Source organism: Nostoc sp. UHCC 0252 (assembly GCF_034931145.1).
Lineage (GTDB): Bacteria > Cyanobacteriota > Cyanobacteriia > Cyanobacteriales > Nostocaceae > Nostoc.
Window position 1 is genome coordinate 17,884 of sequence record NZ_JAYGHE010000074.1, and the last position, 18,229, is coordinate 36,112.

An 18,229-nucleotide genomic window follows, 5' to 3' on the forward strand; every position below is an offset into this window, starting at 1 on the left:
TAACACAGTATCAAGCTCAGGCGATAACATGGGTCACAATTTGCCGAAAATCCATCAATTCTTTAATTATTCTGACTTTATGCCATTGGGAATTGGGAATTGGTTATTTCTCTCCCTGCTCCTCGCTTCTTCATCTCCTTTAACTTACCCATTTCACCAGTACTTTAACTCAGAACTGGTGAACTTAATGGTTGTGGGATTTTTTATTATCCTTCTGTGACTTCTGCGGAAGGTTCGCTGCTTTCTTCCTCTATCTTGGGTGCATCAGCATCAGCATCTGATTCTGCGGCTTCTGTTTCCTCTGCGGGACTTAAGGAACCTTCGGGTACGAGTTCAACTGAGGAGTGTTCTAAAAGCCAATCGATGGTTTTTTCGGTTAATAGTTCGTTTTCCACGATTGAGCGCAGTCTATCTTCATCAACATCTTGCTCCTCTGGGTACTGTTCCAAAAGTTCTTTTACTCTGGCTGCGATTTCTTCTGGTGTTACCTGAATAGATTCACGTTTGCCGACTTCCCGCAAGGATAAAGAGCGTTTGATGCGTTCAATAGCCTCAGTACGCGATCGCTCCCGCAATTGCGGAATGATATCTTGAGTAAACAACTTTCTCACATCTAATCCCTGCTGAGACAGCCGCATTGCTGTTTGCGTTAGCATTGCATCCACTTCTTGCTCAACCAAGGTTGCTGGTAAATCCACTTCTACGTGCTTCAGCAGTTCCGTTAACAACGCTTCCTGCTTATTAGTTTTTGTTTTGTCATCCGCCTCTTTTTGGTACCGCTCTACCAAAGAAGCGCGTAACTCCTCTAAGGTTTCAAAATCGCTGATTTCCTGGGCGAAATCATCATTTATTTCTGGTAGTTCCTTTTCCTTCAGTTCTTTGAGGGTCACTGTGAAAGTTGCCGCTTTTCCAGCTAAATCTTCATTAGCATAAGGATCTGGGAACTGCGCTGCAATTTCTTTGGTTTCTTCAGGATTCATCCCCACTATTCCAGCAATAAAGCCTGGAATAAACTTGTCTTCCTGCAACTCAACTTGAAAATCAGTCGCTTCGGCTCCAGGAATCGGTTCTAGTTCAGCTGTTTCGTCTTCACCCTCAGATCTGGCGAATGAACCTTTAAAATCAACTACGGCAACATCACCGATTTGGGCAGCACGTCCTTCTACAGGAATCAATGTCGCTAATTCTTGACGTTCCTTGTCAAGGGTGCTGTCTACTTGTTCTGGATCGTACTTGATTTCTTCAGCCTTGGTTTGTAAATCCGTGTACTGCACTAGATTCACTTCTGGTTCTACATCGACGGCGGCCAAAATTGTCAGAGGTTTTCCAGGTTCATAATTCGTAATCAAATCCTCAAAAGAGGAGCGCAATTGCGGCTGACCTATTGCCGGGATAGCTTCTTGTTTAACTGCTTGCTCAATGCCGTCTTGAATTAGTTCTTCCAGTGCTGCTGCCTTGATACGAGTTGTACCCAGCCGTTGGAGCAATATCGGTCGAGGTACCTTGCCTTTACGAAACCCAGGAATATTGGCAGTACTCGCTAAGTTTTTAATGACCTGTTCGTAAGTTTGCTTGGTAATTTCCGGCGTAATCTCTATTTCCAGACCAATTTGGCTGGCGGGAAGTTTTTCCTGGGTAACTTTCATGCTTCGTCTCTAGTTTTCTGGTATTTTAATCTCCGAGTACACACAAGACGCAATAAAATTTTTCGCGTTTATGGCTTGATGTCTCTTTGGGAGGATGGAAGGTTGTCACAAGGCTTCATGACATCCAAGGATGGATGGTGTGTCCTGGCACAGAGATCCAGTTTACTGCCAATGACCAAGGACTTGACAATTTACCGTCATAACAAAACAATTATTGAGACTCCCAGGGCTAAGAGCGTCTGGGCTTTCTTGCCTAATATTTGTAATAAAGTACTGAATCATTACCGACTGGAAAGATTTTAATGCCTATTCTCCAGTCCGTAATCTTCAGCTAGTCTGAATTTAGCATTGGAAACTCAGGAATTAATTATTAGGTGAGTTAACACCGTGATATCCTGGTTTCCAATCAGTAGTTAATACTTCAAAGTTCTAGCATTGAGTGTAGCTATACTTGTGGTACGGAAGCAAATATGCTACCCAATCTCATATCTTATATTTGATAGTTTGTTGATTTTATACCATTTGCATCATAGTACATTCATTAATCTTGACAATCGACTTGGCAGCAAAGACATTTATTCACCTTACAGGTCAAACGCCTAAGTGCAGATATATCTATATCTATTTTTTTGCTAGATGGCAGTTTGTTGTACAATTACTATAATATAGTCTAGATAAATGAAAAAATTAGATGGCATCTGTTGTAAAATGCAACATTACTTAACTTATTAACCAAGGAAATAAATTTATTTTATTAAATCTATTGACCAAATTAAAGAAAATCTAAATCTATTCAAAAATTATTTCGAGACTGCGATCGCTATTTAATATAAACAAATTGTAAATTGTTCAAAAAAATTGCAGATAAATCTCTTAAAGGAGGAAGCAAGTTTGTCGAAATCCTATCGTTTAGCTATTTTGGGAGCAACTGGTGCAGTTGGCACAGAATTGCTGGAATTATTAGAGAATCGTAATTTTCCGATTGCTGACTTGAAGTTATTAGCATCAGAGCGGAGTGTCGGGCGATCGCTGCGGTTTAAAGGTGAAAATATTTCAGTAGAACCAGTGAGCGATCGCGCCTTTGAAAATGTGGATATAGTACTAGCTAGTGCAGGTGGTTCCACATCCAAAACTTGGGCAGCAGTTGCCGTCGAAAAAGGTGCAGTTGTAATTGACAACTCCAGCGCCTTTCGGATGAACCCAGAAGTTCCCTTAGTAGTGCCAGAGGTAAATCCACAAGCCGCAGCTAATCACCAAGGCATTATTGCAAACCCCAACTGCACAACAATTTTGATGAGTGTGGCAGTATGGCCATTGCATAAAGTTAAACCAGTGCAACGCATCGTGGCTTCAACCTACCAATCCGCTAGTGGTGCTGGTGCTAGAGCAATGGCAGAAGTCAAAACCCAAACAAGCGCTATACTACAAGGACAGTCGCCAGTTGCTGAGGTATTACCTTACCCACTGGCATTTAATTTATTCCCCCATAACTCACCATTAAACGATTTGGGTTATTGTGAGGAAGAAATGAAAATGGTCAACGAAACCCGAAAAATATTTGGCACGCAGCAAATCAGAATCACTGCGACCTGTATACGGGTTCCCGTACTCCGCGCCCATTCAGAAGCCATTAATTTAGAATTTGAGACTCCCTTTAGTGCAGAGGAAGCCAGAGAAATTTTAAATTCCTCTCCCGGAGTGAAATTGGTAGAAGATTGGGAAAGTAATCATTTTCCAATGCCAATTGAAGCAACTGGTCGAGATGAAGTTTTAGTGGGAAGAATTCGTCAAGATATTTCTCATCCCTGTGGCTTGGAATTATGGTTGTGCGGCGACCAAATCCGCAAAGGTGCAGCATTGAATGCAATACAAATTGCTGAGTTACTGGTAGAAAAAAATCTACTCAAACCATTAGCTATTAGTCATTAGTCATTGGTCATTGGTTAAGTAACAAATGACCAATGACAAGCAATTTGTAGATAGGTTATCACAATAGGAAACCACCAAGATACAAAAACATGGGTAATCAGGAGTGAAAACAGGGTGGGAGATTTTGGTAATGTTTTAACCGCTATGATTACACCGTTTAAAGCAGACGGTAGTGTAGATTATGGTGTAGCGGCAGAACTAGCAGCACATCTAGCTAATAACGGCACAGATACACTGGTGGTGTGCGGCACAACAGGAGAATCCCCTACCCTGACTTGGGATGAGGAATACCAGTTGTTTGTCGAAATATTGCAGTCCGTGGCAGGAAAAGCCAAGGTGATCGCAGGTTGTGGATCAAATTCCACCAAAGAAGCGATCGCAGCCACCCAAAAAGCGTCTAAAATAGGAGTACATGGTTCCTTACAAGTTGTTCCTTATTACAACAAACCGCCACAAGCGGGATTAGAAGCGCACTTTCAGGCGATAGCACAAGCCTGTCCCGACTTACCATTGTTGTTATACAATGTCCCAGGTCGTACCGGACAAAACCTTCAGCCAGAAACAGTTGCCCGGTTAGCTAAGGTTAGTAATATTGTCGGGATTAAAGAATCCACTGGTAGCATAGATCAAGCAAGCGAAATTCGTCGCTTAACACCAAAAGAATTCCACATATATTCTGGTGATGATTATATGACTTTGCCCTTGTTAGCGATCGGGGCAAAGGGTGTCGTCAGTGTGGCTTCTCATCTGGTAGGAAACCAACTACAGCAGATGATCCAAGCTTTTAGTGCGGGAAAAATTGAGGTAGCAAGCGACATTCATCTCAAACTCTTCCCGTTGTTTAAAGCTTTATTTCTCACTTCAAATCCTATTCCAGTGAAAAAAGCATTGAAACTTCAAGGTTGGGAGGTTGGTTCAACTCGTCCGCCCCTATGTGAAGCTGATTTAGAAGTAAGTCAAAAGTTAGAAGCGGTTTTGAAAGAACTTAGTTTAATCTAGCCACCATGCGGTTAAGTGCTGTTTATCTGCTGCTTTCTGAAGATACATATAAACAATGCTTATAATTGTTCATAAGTTGCAATTTAAAAATCTGTGCTACGACTGATAGACATACTATAAATTCTTCAGTTTACAGTCGATTTTATTGAATAAAAAATTGAAAATTTCAATTAAAACTTGATTGCTTTCAGACTGGCTTAAGAAGCAGATGATGTTGTCTTAAAAACAAGTTCGTTAACTATCAAATTGATTAACTACAAGTAACAATCTAAGGAGAAAATGGCTAAAAACGAAGCTAATAATTCCGCCTTGAAAATTATTCCTTTGGGCGGTTTGCATGAAATTGGGAAAAATACCTGTCTTTTTGAGTATGACGATGAAATTATCCTCTTAGATGCAGGATTGGCTTTTCCCACAGAGGCAATGCACGGAGTCAATATTGTTTTGCCAGATACAACCTATCTGCGGGAAAATCGCCACAAAATTAAAGGGATGATCGTTACTCACGGTCATGAAGACCATATCGGCGGCATTGCTTTTCATCTTAAGCAATTTGATATCCCCGTGATTTATGGCCCCAGGCTAGCAATGGCAATGCTAGAAGGTAAATTGGAAGAAGCAGGAGTCCGCGATCGCACAGAAATCAGAACAGTTCTACCACGCGATGTGGTGCGAATTGGCAAAAACTTTTTAGTCGAATATATCCGCAATACCCACTCCATCGCTGATAGTTTTACTGTTGCCATTCATACTCCCCTTGGTGTAGTCATTCACACAGGTGATTTTAAAATTGACCATACTCCGGTAGATGGTGAAAAGTTTGACTTGCAACGGTTAGCAGAACATGGTGAAAAAGGTGTTCTTTGTCTACTAAGTGATTCTACTAATGCGGAGACACCAGGATTTACACCTTCAGAACGTTCAGTTTATCCCAATCTGGAGAGAGTATTTAGTCAAGCTACAGGGCGATTATTCGTCACCACCTTTGCTTCTAGCGTGCATCGCATCAATATGATTTTGGATATCGCCAAAAAGCAAAATCGTGTAGTGACGATTGTAGGGCGTTCCATGCTGAACTTGATTGCTCATGCTCGTAATCTAGGTTACATAAAGTGTGAAGATAATCTGCTGCAACCATTGCACGCGGTTCGTAATTTACCTGATGAAAAAGTACTAATTTTAACTACAGGCTCTCAGGGCGAGTCGATGGCAGCAATGACTCGCATTGCTAACAAAGAACATCCTCACATTAAAATCCGCCAAGGAGATACGGTAGTATTCTCTGCTAACCCAATTCCTGGAAATACGATCGCAGTAGTCAACACCATTGATAAACTAATGATTCAGGGTGCAAAAGTGATCTATGGTCGGGATAAAGGGATTCACGTCTCCGGTCACGGCTGTCAGGAAGAACAAAAGCTGATGATTGCCTTAACTCGACCCAAGTTCTTTGTGCCATTTCACGGCGAACATCGGATGCTAGTGAAGCACGCGGAGACGGCTCAGAGTATGGGCGTTCCCGCAGAAAACATGATCATTATTCAGAATGGTGATATTGTCGAACTGACTGAAGATGCCATTCGCGTCGCTGGTAAAGTGCCATCTGGTATTGAATTAGTGGATACGACTAGTTCGGGTATGGTAAGTGCCAAAGTCCTGCAAGAGCGGCAACGCATGGCTTCAGAAGGCATTATCACGATCGCAGCTGCCATTGATTGGAATGGTAAACTGTTAGCAAAACCAGAAACTCACCTCCGGGGTGTAGTTACAAGTGTAGAGCGATCGCTCCTACAAACCTGGGTAAAACAACGCATTGAAGAAATTCTCACTGTGCGCTGGACAGAATTTGCTCCTAGCGAAGGGGAAGCAGCAGATATCGACTGGGGTGGATTGCAAGGAACTCTAGAACGAGAATTGCAACGTTCCATCCGCCGGGAATTGCAATGTCAACCATCTGTGACTTTGTTAATGCAAATTCCTGATGAGCCACCTGTGAAAGTCGCCGATGGGAGAAGACGACGGACTCGGACTGCTGCTCAGGTAGCATCATAGAGAATTTAAGGTAAAAATCTCATATTTCGGTTGGCGCAAAGACACAGAATTTTTCTGAACGTCTTTGCGCTTTCTTTTATTATGAGTATAGAAATTATCTATAGTTATTGGAGGCGATCTCACTTGTTAGATTGCTGTCGCCTCAAGCAACTGCAACCAATATCTCCTCATTTTTCTCGGCTGCTAAAAGATACAGATTTCTCCACCGCTCGAAGTCTTCAAAACACGATTCATCTCTTGCAAACAGTGTTTCAGGGTCAATCTGTCGAAAAATGCTGGCTCCTTCACTGACTAGCTCACGAGATATAAGTCCCAATGAATCCTCTGTTGGTAACAGAGTTGGAGCAAGGGTTTGATCTCCGAACATGAGCTTTTCAACAATCTCATCGGCATTCGCAAACTTTCTTCTCGATAGCTCCTGCGACAAACGTTTCTCAATCTCAACAGATGTTTTTTCTAGTGATGCTGTTCTATCTTCAATCCCTGGATAGGCTTGACGAGTAAGCCTTAACTCAGATCGCAATTGGGCGATTACCCCATCTGCTTCTAGCTCAGATCCAAAAGTCTCTTGGTGTGTTTCGATAACATCTTCAAGGATTTCATTAATCTCTTCAGGATCAATCTCAAAAAAGCGGAAAATGCCGCAACCATAAGGGAAAAGAGAAACTACAAGGATGCTAAGTGCTTTTTGACCCTGAAGGCGTGCGTACAGCGTACTGCCAGGAGGTATTGCGCTGTAGAGTACAGAAACACCCATAAGCAAGTTCATCTGATTTCAACGCTTCAGACTATATCATTCTCAAATTGCCACTGCCAACCTAGTTTTATGAAATGCAATCGATTCTACTCGATCAAAAATCACTACTTCTACGGTATTCAGCCAGCGATGAACAAGACATACTTACGTGAGAAAGTGGGAACACGGAGAGCAAAAATGCCTTCTAGGGTATTATTGATGTTTATACTTAGCAAAAATTCTTTTAGAAAGACCTTATATTAAGTTCTGTAAATGTTACACTTAAACCTATCCAATGACGGATGTCTTTACTAAAATCTAAACTATATCAAGTTATGAACAAGATCGTAATATTACACTACCGATCCCCAAAAAATTGCGATTAACTTGACGTAGTAATAAATTAGGTTCTGACTTAAGTGGCTAATCAGGTATTAAATTATATCGCAGTCAGAACGCGATTTTTCCGGGAAAGTTCGTTGCCACCTTGTATATATTCATCAAAAAGATGAATAACCTCAATAACACAGAGGATTAACCATGAAGGTATTCGACAATACCACTAAAAAGATTTTTCTGGCTAGCTGGGTATCAATCAATCAAGCAGAGACTAGTGACCACAAAGTAACCCAGCTAAACCGTTCTATTTCCAAGCCTTACTGGGATATTCTCCAACCCTTACGGCAGCGTGTAGAAAACATTCAAGTCCGCGATCGCCAACTGGCACATCGTTTGTGCAAAATGATCCCATCTCAGTGTCCCTTTGAGCGAGATGTCAAAGTATTTGGGAAAACCTTGTTTCACATTCCACCCATGTGCAAACTGAACCCCTTATATGAAGAAGTAGTTGGTTTACGTTTCCGAGCAATGTGCTATCTAGCCGATGAATGCGGCGAAGATATATCGCAGTACTGTTGAGGGAAAAGTTAGGAGTGAGGAATAACGACTCAGGGATCAATAATATAACTCCTAACTCCTAACTCTCTGCTATTTTTTACTATTTTTTTATTATTTCTTTTGCCATTTTTGGATGGCATCCTGAGCATCTTCGTAAGCGCCTGTCCCCTCTGGCACTAAGGCAGCAGTTGCAATTGCGGCATTGCGGTCTCCTTCGGCGGCGCGACGCTTGGCCAGGTCTAAAATTTTCTCACTCCATTTATTGATTGACTTTTGGGCACTATCAAAGCCTGGTTGACCTGCTGGTACTTTCTTGGCAACTTCGATCGCCCGATTATAGGTAGATGCCTGTCCAGGCTTAATTAGGGCATTAGCTGCATCTAAAAGAGTCTTGTTACTCACATACTGCTTGCCCTCTAGCCGCCATAGGTTAATTGCTGCTTGTGCTTTGGCATAAGGGGCTTCATCTTTGGTAATTAATCGAGCGGCAGCAATAGCGCTTGCATACTGTCTTTGTTTAGCACGACCCTCTGCTAAATCTAAAATCATTCGACTCCAAATCTTAATATTCTCCTGAGCTTGTTCGTACAGTGGTTCACCGGGTTTAATTTTCCGGGCTGTAGCGATCGCCATACTCAAGTCGCTAGCCTGAGTTTGTTGGAGCGACATTTTCGCTAGGTCTAATACTGCTTGATTCCGCTTTTTCGACTCGGAACTAGAGGTTATTTGGGCGCTAGATTGATTGTTAAGTCTAACTACTGAAGTACTATCACTTGGTAAGTTCTCGATAACCTGGCGATCGCTAGCAGTTGTATTTGGTGATGCGCTTGATATTTGCTTAATTCTAAAAGTTTCTTGATTACGGAGAAAAACTACAGCAATTAAACCTGCTACCAGCAAGCTGCCTCCGCCCCACAAGATAAACTGTTTCCAAAAAGGAATACTTGGTTGGTTCGATGGCAATCGAGAGACGTAGCCTTTAGAAGAATTGGGGATAAATCTTCCCCTGGGATTCGCTCCTAAAGAAGTTTCCGCCATTGGCTGGGAAACTAAGTTAGTCGCTGACTGCTGGACTGGTTGAGCTTTAGGCTTCTCGATCTTGTATTGGGAGGAATTCATAGCTGTTTCTCCCCATCTTCCCCGCTCTGCTGAACTTCTAGGGTAATCGTCAAGGGGAGGCGCTGCGAGGGCAATAGCGAAAGATTCTTCAGGATAAATTACCGATTCTGGTTGAAAGTCACTTTCCATAGCCAATGGCAAGATTACCTGCACCCTTGATGGAATAATCGTGGCAGGGTTTTGGACAGGCCGCCAGTGGTGGTGACATAATTTTGGCATGAGCAGACTTAGGTAGCTTTCTAAGTCTGACAAGTTACTGCCATTACCAGAACGCAAAGCTTCTAACAAAGCTGCTGTAAAGAATCCATGACCTAATTCGCTACTTTCGTGGGAAAATTGCTCTGGTTGACAAGAAAGAATTGTCGCAAGTTGTAGTTCTTGGGCTAGTTCTATTGTTTCTTCACCAACGGGAGCATCCGCTTGAGTGCCAAAAGCGCGGTTGATATCGAGTAGTAGCAATACATTCAAGTCAGCAAGTTGCAGACTTTGCATTAGCGATCGCAGTTCTATGCCAGTCTCTTGAACGAGTTCGGGGTTGCCCTCTGCTGGCATTAAGTAATCTTTGCCCTTGTAGTTAACTCCGTAGCCGCTAAAGAATAACCATACATAGTCTTCCGGTTGCCAACTTGTCGCTGCCAAATCCTCAAGCAGCAGCAGAATATTTTCCTTAGTCGGATAAGTCGATCTATCTCCAATCGGCGGCGAAGTATCCGTCATCAGCAGGCAATGTTTGGGGAGAAAGCCTGCCTCTGTCACCAAAAAATCCTCTAGTGCCTCAGCATCAGCTTGGGCACAACTTAAAGGTTGAAATAACTGATAGTGATTGATGCCAATCGCGATCGCCCAGTAATTTGCCATCCCGCTCTTTGTCAGTTATTGTTTGCTGGTCTTAAAATTGCGGTTGGCTTTGCCAAAAAAACAAAGCTAACCTATGTCTTATAGTCTAGGTGATTCTCATCGAATCTTAAGTTAGAATGTAATTTTTATTACGTTGATTGGTCGGAAAATACCTTTTACCTAATTTCAATAACAGATCATCACTAAGGAGATAGAAGGTCATGAGCAAAATTCCTGCTCACCTACCATTATCGATCACTCCCTTTTCAGTTATTAGCCAAATTACCAGAAGAATCCGGATAGTTCCTTTATTAATTTTGCTCATATCTACCGTTCCTGCGTGGTTTTTAACGGAAGCGATCGCGCCCCAGGTTGTGCGAGCTTACACCGCTAGAGTCGATCTAGCTATTGACCGCCTGCCGGAAGAAAACTATGAAACCGTTCTCAGGAGGGCGGAAGCGGCTGCTAGGGCAGCTGCTCAACGCAGCTTCGACCAAGATATCTTGGTGACAGATGTTTCAATCATTGTGTCCGTACAAAATTATGGAGCGATCGCACCAGTTTTGGCGTTAGATGTGAGTCGTCCCCAATGGCGATCGCGTCCCGATGCTCAAAATTGGGCTACTTACTTCAAAACAGCGCGATCGCTACTTTTCTTTGACAATAGCTCTACAGCAGCTAGCGGTGTGTCAACCCAAAAATGAAAGATTGAGCTAGACACGGAGACGTAAAGAGTGGAAGAATCAAAGAATTCCCTCTGTCCCCGTGTCCTACTTCAGTCTCAACCGATCAATTCAACTTACCTATTGTTCTTCGCGTCAGTGGATGGCCTAGAATAAGAAGGTTGTCAAGAATCACGATATCTGCTGACATGGCTGTTCCTAAGAAGAAAACTTCCAAATCAAAACGAGATAAACGTCGAGCTACCTGGAGGCACAAAGCCGTCGTTGAAGCTCAGAAAGCCCTCTCTCTGGGTAAGTCAATTTTGACTGGACGTTCTACATTTGTGTATCCAACTGCTGAAGAAGAGGAAGAAGAATCATAATTCCCCAGTCAGGCAAAGCATAAACAGCACCAATCTTCTTACTACTGGATAAAGGCTTTTTATTAGCTTTCCTGATTGCATTTTGAATCATAGATACTCTACACAAGCTCATTAGATCGAGAAAAATTGGTAGTGAGTAATTGGGAATATCCATTACCCATTACCTATCACTGATGAGTAATAATCAAGTAATCATATAGAAAGTAAAACATCTCGTACTTTGGCAACTCATCAAAAAAGCTTGTCAACATCTTGAGAAAACTTATTTCTCTCCAACTATGCTAGGAAAATTTTTTCAGAAACCAGGGAAAGAAGAGGGGGAACGTGTCCCTCCTGGTCAACACTTAGCTAAAGGTTTTCCCGTATTAACTTACGGCGAAACTCCCCAAGTCAGCACTGAGGAATGGGAGTTTCGAGTTTGGGGTTTGGCAAAATCTACTACCTTTAGTTGGTCAGATTTTATGGCGCTGCCTCAGCACGAATTCACAGCAGACTTCCACTGTGTAACGCGCTGGTCTAAACTTGATGTTAAATGGACTGGCATTAAAGTTGCAGATTTCATGAGTCTGATTGAATTAGACCCAAAAGCAGCCCACATTATGGAACACTGCTATGGCGGCTACACCACCAATATTTCTGTAGAGGATTTTCTGCGCGAAGAAAACTTTTTTGCTTTTAAAGTCTTTGGTGAAGACCTTCCATCTGAACACGGTGGCCCGATGCGGCTAGTTGTTCCCCACCTTTACGCTTGGAAAAGTGCTAAGTGGATTAATGGTTTAGAATTTTTAGCTGCTGAAGAACTTGGTTTTTGGGAACGCAATGGCTACCATCGCCGTGGTGAACCCTGGGCTGAGGAGCGTTACAGTAACGCTTTTGGGATTTAATAGTTCAGAAGGGAATAGGTTACAGTCAAGAAAAACTGTACCCTATCACCTGTACCCTTTAACCTTTTTAACCCAAAAACTTCTTTATAAGTGGCAATTTACCCTCATAAGGGGCATATCGCCATTTTAAATCGAGCCAAAAGGAGTTTTGCAAGACACTTTTGTAATGGGAAAAAGTGTCAAAACTAGCTTTGCCATGATAGTTGCCAATACCGCTATCTCCCACTCCACCGAATGGCAAAGACGAGACACCAACCTGCATCACTGTGTCATTAATACAGACTCCACCAGATGAAGTTTCTTGTAAAACTCGCTTTTGGAGATTTTTGCTTTGAGAAAATAAGTATAATGCCAGGGGTTTGGGTCTAGAGTTTATCAATGCGATCGCTTCGCCGATGTCAGTATATTCAATTACAGGTAAAATTGGCCCAAAAATCTCTTCCTGCATTATGGAATCTTCCAAAGAGACATTATCAATCACTGTGGGGGCAATATAACGCTCTGAAGGTTGATTTTCTCCACCAATGATAACTTCACCATCTTTGAGAAAATTAACTAACCTATCAAAGTGTTTTTGACTGATAATCCTGGCATAATCAGGACTATTTGCTGGATTATCACCATAAAATTCTTTGAAAGATTTTTCCAGCCCATCAATTAAATCTTTTTTGATTTTTTTATTAACTAGAAGATAGTCAGGGGCAATACAAGTTTGTCCAGCATTAATAAATTTTCCCCAAGTAATTCGTCTGACAGTGTGTTCAAGATTAATGTCAGTATCTACAATGCAAGGACTTTTGCCACCCAATTCTAAAGTAACTGGTGTGAGATATTTTGCTGCTGCTGCCATGATGACTTTGCCAACGGCTGTACCACCAGTAAAAAAGATATGGTCAAACTTTTCTGCAAGTAGTTTTTGGCTTGCTTCTACGCCTCCTTCAACGGCTGTAATATAAGCTGGGTCAAAATGTTTGGCAATAATCTTAGCAACGACAGCAGAGGTATGAGAAGCAATTTCTGAAGGTTTGATAATTGTACAATTCCCGGCTGCGATCGCACCTACTAACGGTGAGATCATTAACTGAAATGGATAGTTCCAAGGGCCGATAATTAAGACAACGCCTAGCGGTTCTGGATAAATTCTCGCTGAGTAGGAGAAAAAATCAAAAGAAACGGGTGCTTTTTTGGGCTTAGTCCAGGTTTTGAGATATTTTATAGCATAATCGATTTCTTTGATGACACCAATTTCTGTAAGGTAGCTCTCCACTGTTGGTTTATGTAAATCTGCTTTTAATGCCTCGACTATTGACTCTTCATGCTCAATGATTGCTTGCCTAAGATTTTTCAGTTGTTCGATGCGAAAATTTACATCTTTAGTTTTGCCAGTTTTAAAAAAATCTCGCTGAGTCTGGATAATATCGCCAACGTTAGATAATTCAGTGGTAATCATTGTTTTTTCCTATCAAAAACTATTTAATTTTAATGCTATTATCTCAGTATATTTAATTATTAAATTTTTAGCGTTTGATTTTCTAAGTAAAGTTTTCACTTTAAAATATCAGTAGATAATAGTAAATTTATAAATCATGAATTACTAGGAGAAAAAACTCTATAATTCATAATTTATAATTACTAGTTTTTTCATGCTTTAGTGGGTAGAAGCACAATAAATACACTACCTTTGCCCAACTCGGAATCAAGCAGAATAATGCCTTGATGTGCCTCGACAATTCGACGAGCAAGATATAATCCTAAGCCACTACCAGAACTCTTATGACTGCCTTGGCGAAATCGTTCAAAGATGGTGGCTTGTTCTTCAGGGGGAATACCTGGGCCTGTATCCGCTATTTCAATTCTAATGTAGTCAACAGAATTCGATTTTTCAAGGAACTGAGATTGATTACTTTTGTCCAACTGGCGTTGAGAAGTAAAACGAATAGTAACAGACCCAGAATCGGTAAATTTGATCGCATTCCCGATGAGGTTGGTAAATAGACGATGGAGTTCTAAGCGATCGCCCATCACTGTGTTTGACCCTTCACTAAAATCTAAATTTAGCGACAGTGTTTTATCTTGAGCTAAAGGTGCTAATTCTCCAGTCACCTCTTCTAGCAATTGGCCCAGGTTAACTGGTTGAAACGCCAAACTTTTGCGACCTGCTTCAAAACGATAAACTTCCAATAAGGTATTGACCATAGTCAGCAGGTTGAGATTACTACGGGCCATGATGGTGATTACTTCTTCCATTTGCGGTGATAATGTTCCCAACGCCCCTTGTTGAAATAGCATCAACATGCGATCGGCCGCCACTAAGGGAGTGCGTAAATCGTGGGTAAGACGGGAGACAAAATCTTCTCGCTGACGGGCAATTTCATCACGTTCATCCATACTATGCTTCAAACGCAGGAGCGATCGCACTCGTGCCAGCAATTCATCTACTGTTACAGGTTTGCGGATAAAATCATCAGCACCCAAGTCTAATCCGTGGGCGACATTGGGCGCATCGTGGGCAGTTATCAGCAATATGGGGATGTATTGCGGCAATTTCATATCACCACGAATGTGCTTAGTAACTTCGTACCCATCCATATCTGGCATCATCAAATCCAGCAGAACTAAGTCACAAGGAGAAGCTTTCAATTCTGCTAAGGCTGAAATCCCATTTTCTGCGGTGCTAATGGTGTAACCTTCTTCCTCCAAAATAGTTTTGATTAAAAACACGTTATCAGGAGAGTCATCGACAACTAGAATTTTGTCAGAACGAGAAGATTGTGAAGTCATAGAGATGCAAAGTACGGGGTAAAAGTAAATTTTTAGGGAAACTGGTTTATTGGTATAGTTTTTAGATAGTACTTTTAGGTAAACTTCCTCCGAAAACAATTGTTTACCAATAAATATATATAGATGTGTTTTAAAAACTACTTTACTTACCTTTTTAGCAGATAGCTACAAGCTAATTGAATTATGGCTCGTAAACTTCTAAAACTGAATACAGAAGATGGTGGCAAGATTTTAGTTACCAAATGTATCAGTAGGTCGGGTATCGGCTACAAGCAAGTGGTTTAGAGAAAAGTAGAAACTAGCTTCGATTTCGTAAATTGTAATAATATAGTCAAATTTGTCAAAATTTCTGGATATTTATCCGACTATGCCAATGCCAGCAGCCAGCAAAAGCATTAGATTTTTCATTAGCTACCGTAGCCAAGATCCAGACTTGAGCCTTGCCAAGGATTTTTATGAAGCTATTAAAGCTGCTGGACACGAAGCATTCATGGCAGGCGAAAGTATTCGCTTGGGGGAAAAATGGCCTCAGCGCATTGATGAAGAATTAAAACTGTGTGATTACTTTTTGTTGCTGTTGTCTGAGCGATCGGCAACTAGCGAGATGGTGACAGAAGAGGTGAGACAGGCTAAAGAGTTACGGGATGGCAGCGATCGGCATAAGCCAGTAATTTTGCCCATTCGCGTTAACTTCTCTTGGGGTGTGCCACTGAATTATGATTTGCGGGGCTATTTACAACAGGTTCAGCAGGGAGAGTGGAATTCACCTGCCGATACTCCCAAAATTTTACAGGAAATTTTTAGTTTAGTGGCAATCGGTGATGTAGAAAGATTGGCAGATGGAGAGATGAGTAATGATTTTTTCCCTTCATCACCCTCTTACCCTCTCATTCACTCACCGCCTCTGCCAGTGGCAGAACCAGAATTACCTGAAGGACAGGTGGATTTGGCTTCGGCGTTTTATATTGAACGTCCTCCTATCGAATCTCGGTGCTACGAGGCAATTTTGAAGCCAGGATCTTTGATTCGGATCAAAGCGCCCCGGCAGATGGGTAAAACCTCGCTCATGGCACGGATTCTTCATCAAGCGTCACAACAAGATTATCTAACCGTGCCTTTGAGCTTTCAATTGGCAGATGGAAAGGTTTTTGCAGATTTGGATAAGTTCCTTCAGTGGTTTTGTGCCAGTGTCGGACGGAGGTTGAAGCTACCCAACAAGTTAACAGATTACTGGGATGTGATTTTTGGCAGTAAGGACAATTGCACCGCTTATTTCGAGGAATATCTTTTGCCAGAAATCAACCAACCCCTAGCATTGGGATTGGATGAAGTTGATCGGATATTTCAACATCCCGAAATTGCCGCAGACTTTTTTGGGCTGTTACGCGCTTGGCATGAAGATGCTAAAAACCGGGATATTTGGAAAAAACTGCGGTTGGTAGTAGTGCATTCCACAGAAGTTTATATTCCAATGAATATCAATCAATCGCCATTTAATGTAGGCTTGCCGATTGATTTACCAGAGTTTAACGCCCAACAGGTTCTTGATTTGGCACGAAGGCATGGACTCAATTGGAGTTTTACCCAAGTTGAACGACTAATGGCAATGGTGGGAGGACATCCCTATCTTGTACGAGTGGCACTTTATCACATGGCCAGACAGGATACTACGCTCAATCTACTTTTGCAAACAGCCCCCACAGAAGCTGGCCCTTATAGCGACCATTTACGTCGGCATTTGTGGAATTTAGAACAGTGTCCAGAATTAACTGCTGCTATTAAAAAGGTAGTTGCCAGTACTAGCCCAGTTCGGTTGGATTCGATACAATGCTTTAAATTACTCAGCATGGGCTTATTGCAACAACAAGGAAATGATGTAACGCCACGTTGTAATTTGTATCGTCAATATTTTTGCGATCGCTTGAGAGTTAGCTGATGAACATAGAACAAAACTCTGCTTACGAATATCAAGTCGGTGGCAGTCTGCCAGCTGATGCTCCTAGTTATGTAGTACGACAAGCAGATACAGATTTGTATGATGCTTTGAGGAGTGGTAGGTTTTGTTATGTGTTGAACTCGCGGCAGATGGGTAAATCTAGTTTGCGAGTGCAAGTTATGCAACGCCTGAAAGCAGAGGGTATTGCTTGTGCTGCGATTGATTTGACGGGAATTGGTAGCCAGAATATTACACCAGATAACTGGTATATAGGTGTAGTAAGAAGTTTAGTGAGTAGTTTTGAGCTTTCAGGAAAGTTTAATTTACGGAATTGGTGGCGCGAACAGGATGATATTTCTTCAGTACAGCGATTAAGGGAGTTTATAGAGCAAGTTTTGCTACTTGAAGTTTCCCAATCTATTGTCATTTTTATAGATGAAATTGATAGCGTTCTCAGCTTGAATTTTTCGACTGACGATTTTTTTGCTTTGCTCCGGTTCTGCTATAACCAGCGTGTTGATAAACCAGCTTACAAACGCCTGGCATTTTGTCTATTAGGAGTAGCTACTCCTTCGGATTTGATAAAAGATAAAAAGCGCACTCCATTTAATATAGGTCAAGCAATTGAACTGAAAGGCTTTGAATTGCATGAAGTTCAGCCTTTACTTGAGGGATTAGTAAATAAGGTCAGGAAACCTCAAGCGATTCTTCAAAGAGTTTTGGATTGGACAGGTGGGCAACCATTTCTCACTCAGAAGCTTTGTAAACTCATACAAAATAATATGAAGGTATCGGAGGTAGAAGAAGTTGAGGAATTAGTGAGAACGCAAATCATTGAAAATTGGGAATCTCAGGATGAACCGGAGCATTTTAGGACGATACGTGATCGTCTTCTGAGGAATAAACAGTATACAGGTAGGTTGCTAGTACTGTATAAGCAAATGTTGCAACAAAAGAACATAGCAGCTGATGACAGTCTAGAACAGAAGGAATTGCCGTTGACAGGATTAGTAGTCAAGCGACAGGGGAAATTAGAACCATACAACCGCATTTATAAAAATGTTTTTGATCAAAGATGGGTTAACAAAGAATTAGCACTTTTACGGCCACCTTTATATCACGAGGCAATAACAGCTTGGTTAGCCTCTAACTGTCAAGACGAGTCACGGCTTTTGCGAGGAAAAGACCTAAAAGATATACAGAAATGGGCAGTGGAAAACAACTACAGCTTAAGTAGTGAGGATAGTAATTTTTTAAATGCCAGTCTAGAGCTTTATAACCGAGAACTGGAGAAAGTTATAGGCCCGACCAACTTAAAGTTTGAACTTGAAGAGGCATCTTCAGTTGTAGATTTAATTTATTTATGTG

14 protein-coding genes are annotated in these 18,229 nt (G+C 41.7%); 9 read left to right on the plus strand and 5 right to left on the minus strand.

What is annotated here, in order from left to right:
• Positions 1 to 206: 206 nt before the first annotated feature.
• Positions 207 to 1,646, minus strand: a complete 1,440-nt coding sequence (gene tig / locus VB732_RS28890) for a trigger factor (protein WP_323234304.1) — start codon at positions 1,644 to 1,646, stop codon at positions 207 to 209.
• Positions 1,647 to 2,537: 891 nt separating this feature from the next.
• Here tig and VB732_RS28895 point away from each other — a divergent pair.
• From VB732_RS28895 to VB732_RS28905, 3 genes are all read left to right on the plus strand, one after another.
• Positions 2,538 to 3,575, plus strand: coding sequence for an aspartate-semialdehyde dehydrogenase (locus VB732_RS28895; RefSeq protein WP_323234305.1), 1,038 nt, complete (start codon positions 2,538 to 2,540; stop codon positions 3,573 to 3,575).
• 114 nt (positions 3,576 to 3,689) lie between these two features.
• A complete protein-coding gene (gene dapA / locus VB732_RS28900) occupies positions 3,690 to 4,574 on the plus strand; it encodes a 4-hydroxy-tetrahydrodipicolinate synthase (RefSeq protein ID WP_323234306.1) in 885 nt (294 codons plus the stop codon).
• Positions 4,575 to 4,853: 279 nt separating this feature from the next.
• A complete protein-coding gene (locus VB732_RS28905) occupies positions 4,854 to 6,626 on the plus strand; it encodes a ribonuclease J (protein ID WP_323234307.1) in 1,773 nt (590 codons plus the stop codon).
• A gap of 142 nt (positions 6,627 to 6,768) precedes the next feature.
• Here VB732_RS28905 and VB732_RS28910 read toward each other — a convergent pair whose 3' ends face one another.
• A complete protein-coding gene (locus VB732_RS28910) occupies positions 6,769 to 7,383 on the minus strand; it encodes a hypothetical protein (protein WP_323234308.1) in 615 nt (204 codons plus the stop codon).
• Between the two features lie 519 nt (positions 7,384 to 7,902).
• On the opposite strand from VB732_RS28910, the gene VB732_RS28915 reads away from it, so the two are divergent.
• A complete protein-coding gene (locus tag VB732_RS28915) occupies positions 7,903 to 8,280 on the plus strand; it encodes a Mo-dependent nitrogenase C-terminal domain-containing protein (RefSeq protein ID WP_323234309.1) in 378 nt (125 codons plus the stop codon).
• Positions 8,281 to 8,370: 90 nt separating this feature from the next.
• On the opposite strand, the gene VB732_RS28920 is transcribed toward VB732_RS28915, so the two are convergent.
• Positions 8,371 to 10,236 carry a caspase family protein gene (locus VB732_RS28920; protein WP_323234310.1) on the minus strand — a complete coding sequence of 622 codons (1,866 nt, stop codon included), beginning with the start codon at positions 10,234 to 10,236 and terminating at the stop codon, positions 8,371 to 8,373.
• 200 nt (positions 10,237 to 10,436) lie between these two features.
• Here VB732_RS28920 and VB732_RS28925 point away from each other — a divergent pair, with 200 nt between their 5' ends.
• The 3 genes from VB732_RS28925 to VB732_RS28935 all read left to right on the plus strand — a co-directional run bounded on the left by VB732_RS28925 (position 10,437) and on the right by VB732_RS28935 (position 12,144).
• Entirely contained in the window at positions 10,437 to 10,919 is a 483-nt protein-coding gene (locus VB732_RS28925; RefSeq protein WP_323234311.1) for a hypothetical protein, read from the plus strand.
• A gap of 167 nt (positions 10,920 to 11,086) precedes the next feature.
• Positions 11,087 to 11,260, plus strand: a complete 174-nt coding sequence (rpmF, locus tag VB732_RS28930) for a 50S ribosomal protein L32 (RefSeq protein ID WP_012407602.1) — start codon at positions 11,087 to 11,089, stop codon at positions 11,258 to 11,260.
• Between the two features lie 278 nt (positions 11,261 to 11,538).
• Positions 11,539 to 12,144: a sulfite oxidase-like oxidoreductase gene (locus tag VB732_RS28935; protein ID WP_323234312.1), complete on the plus strand. Its 606-nt coding sequence runs from the start codon at positions 11,539 to 11,541 to the stop codon at positions 12,142 to 12,144.
• A 67-nt stretch (positions 12,145 to 12,211) separates the two neighbouring features.
• Here the strand turns inward: VB732_RS28935 and VB732_RS28940 are convergent, their stop codons facing one another.
• Entirely contained in the window at positions 12,212 to 13,594 is a 1,383-nt protein-coding gene (locus VB732_RS28940; protein WP_323234313.1) for an aldehyde dehydrogenase, read from the minus strand.
• Positions 13,595 to 13,785: 191 nt separating this feature from the next.
• Positions 13,786 to 14,925 (minus strand): hybrid sensor histidine kinase/response regulator, encoded by a 1,140-nt coding sequence (locus VB732_RS28945; protein WP_323234314.1) that lies wholly within the window; start codon positions 14,923 to 14,925, stop codon positions 13,786 to 13,788.
• A gap of 367 nt (positions 14,926 to 15,292) precedes the next feature.
• On the opposite strand from VB732_RS28945, the gene VB732_RS28950 reads away from it, so the two are divergent.
• Entirely contained in the window at positions 15,293 to 16,861 is a 1,569-nt protein-coding gene (locus VB732_RS28950; protein WP_323234315.1) for an AAA-like domain-containing protein, read from the plus strand.
• Positions 16,861 to 18,229: AAA-like domain-containing protein (locus VB732_RS28955; RefSeq protein ID WP_323234316.1), on the plus strand; the 1,369-nt coding region annotated here is incomplete at its 3' end. The genes VB732_RS28950 and VB732_RS28955, both read left to right, overlap by 1 nt.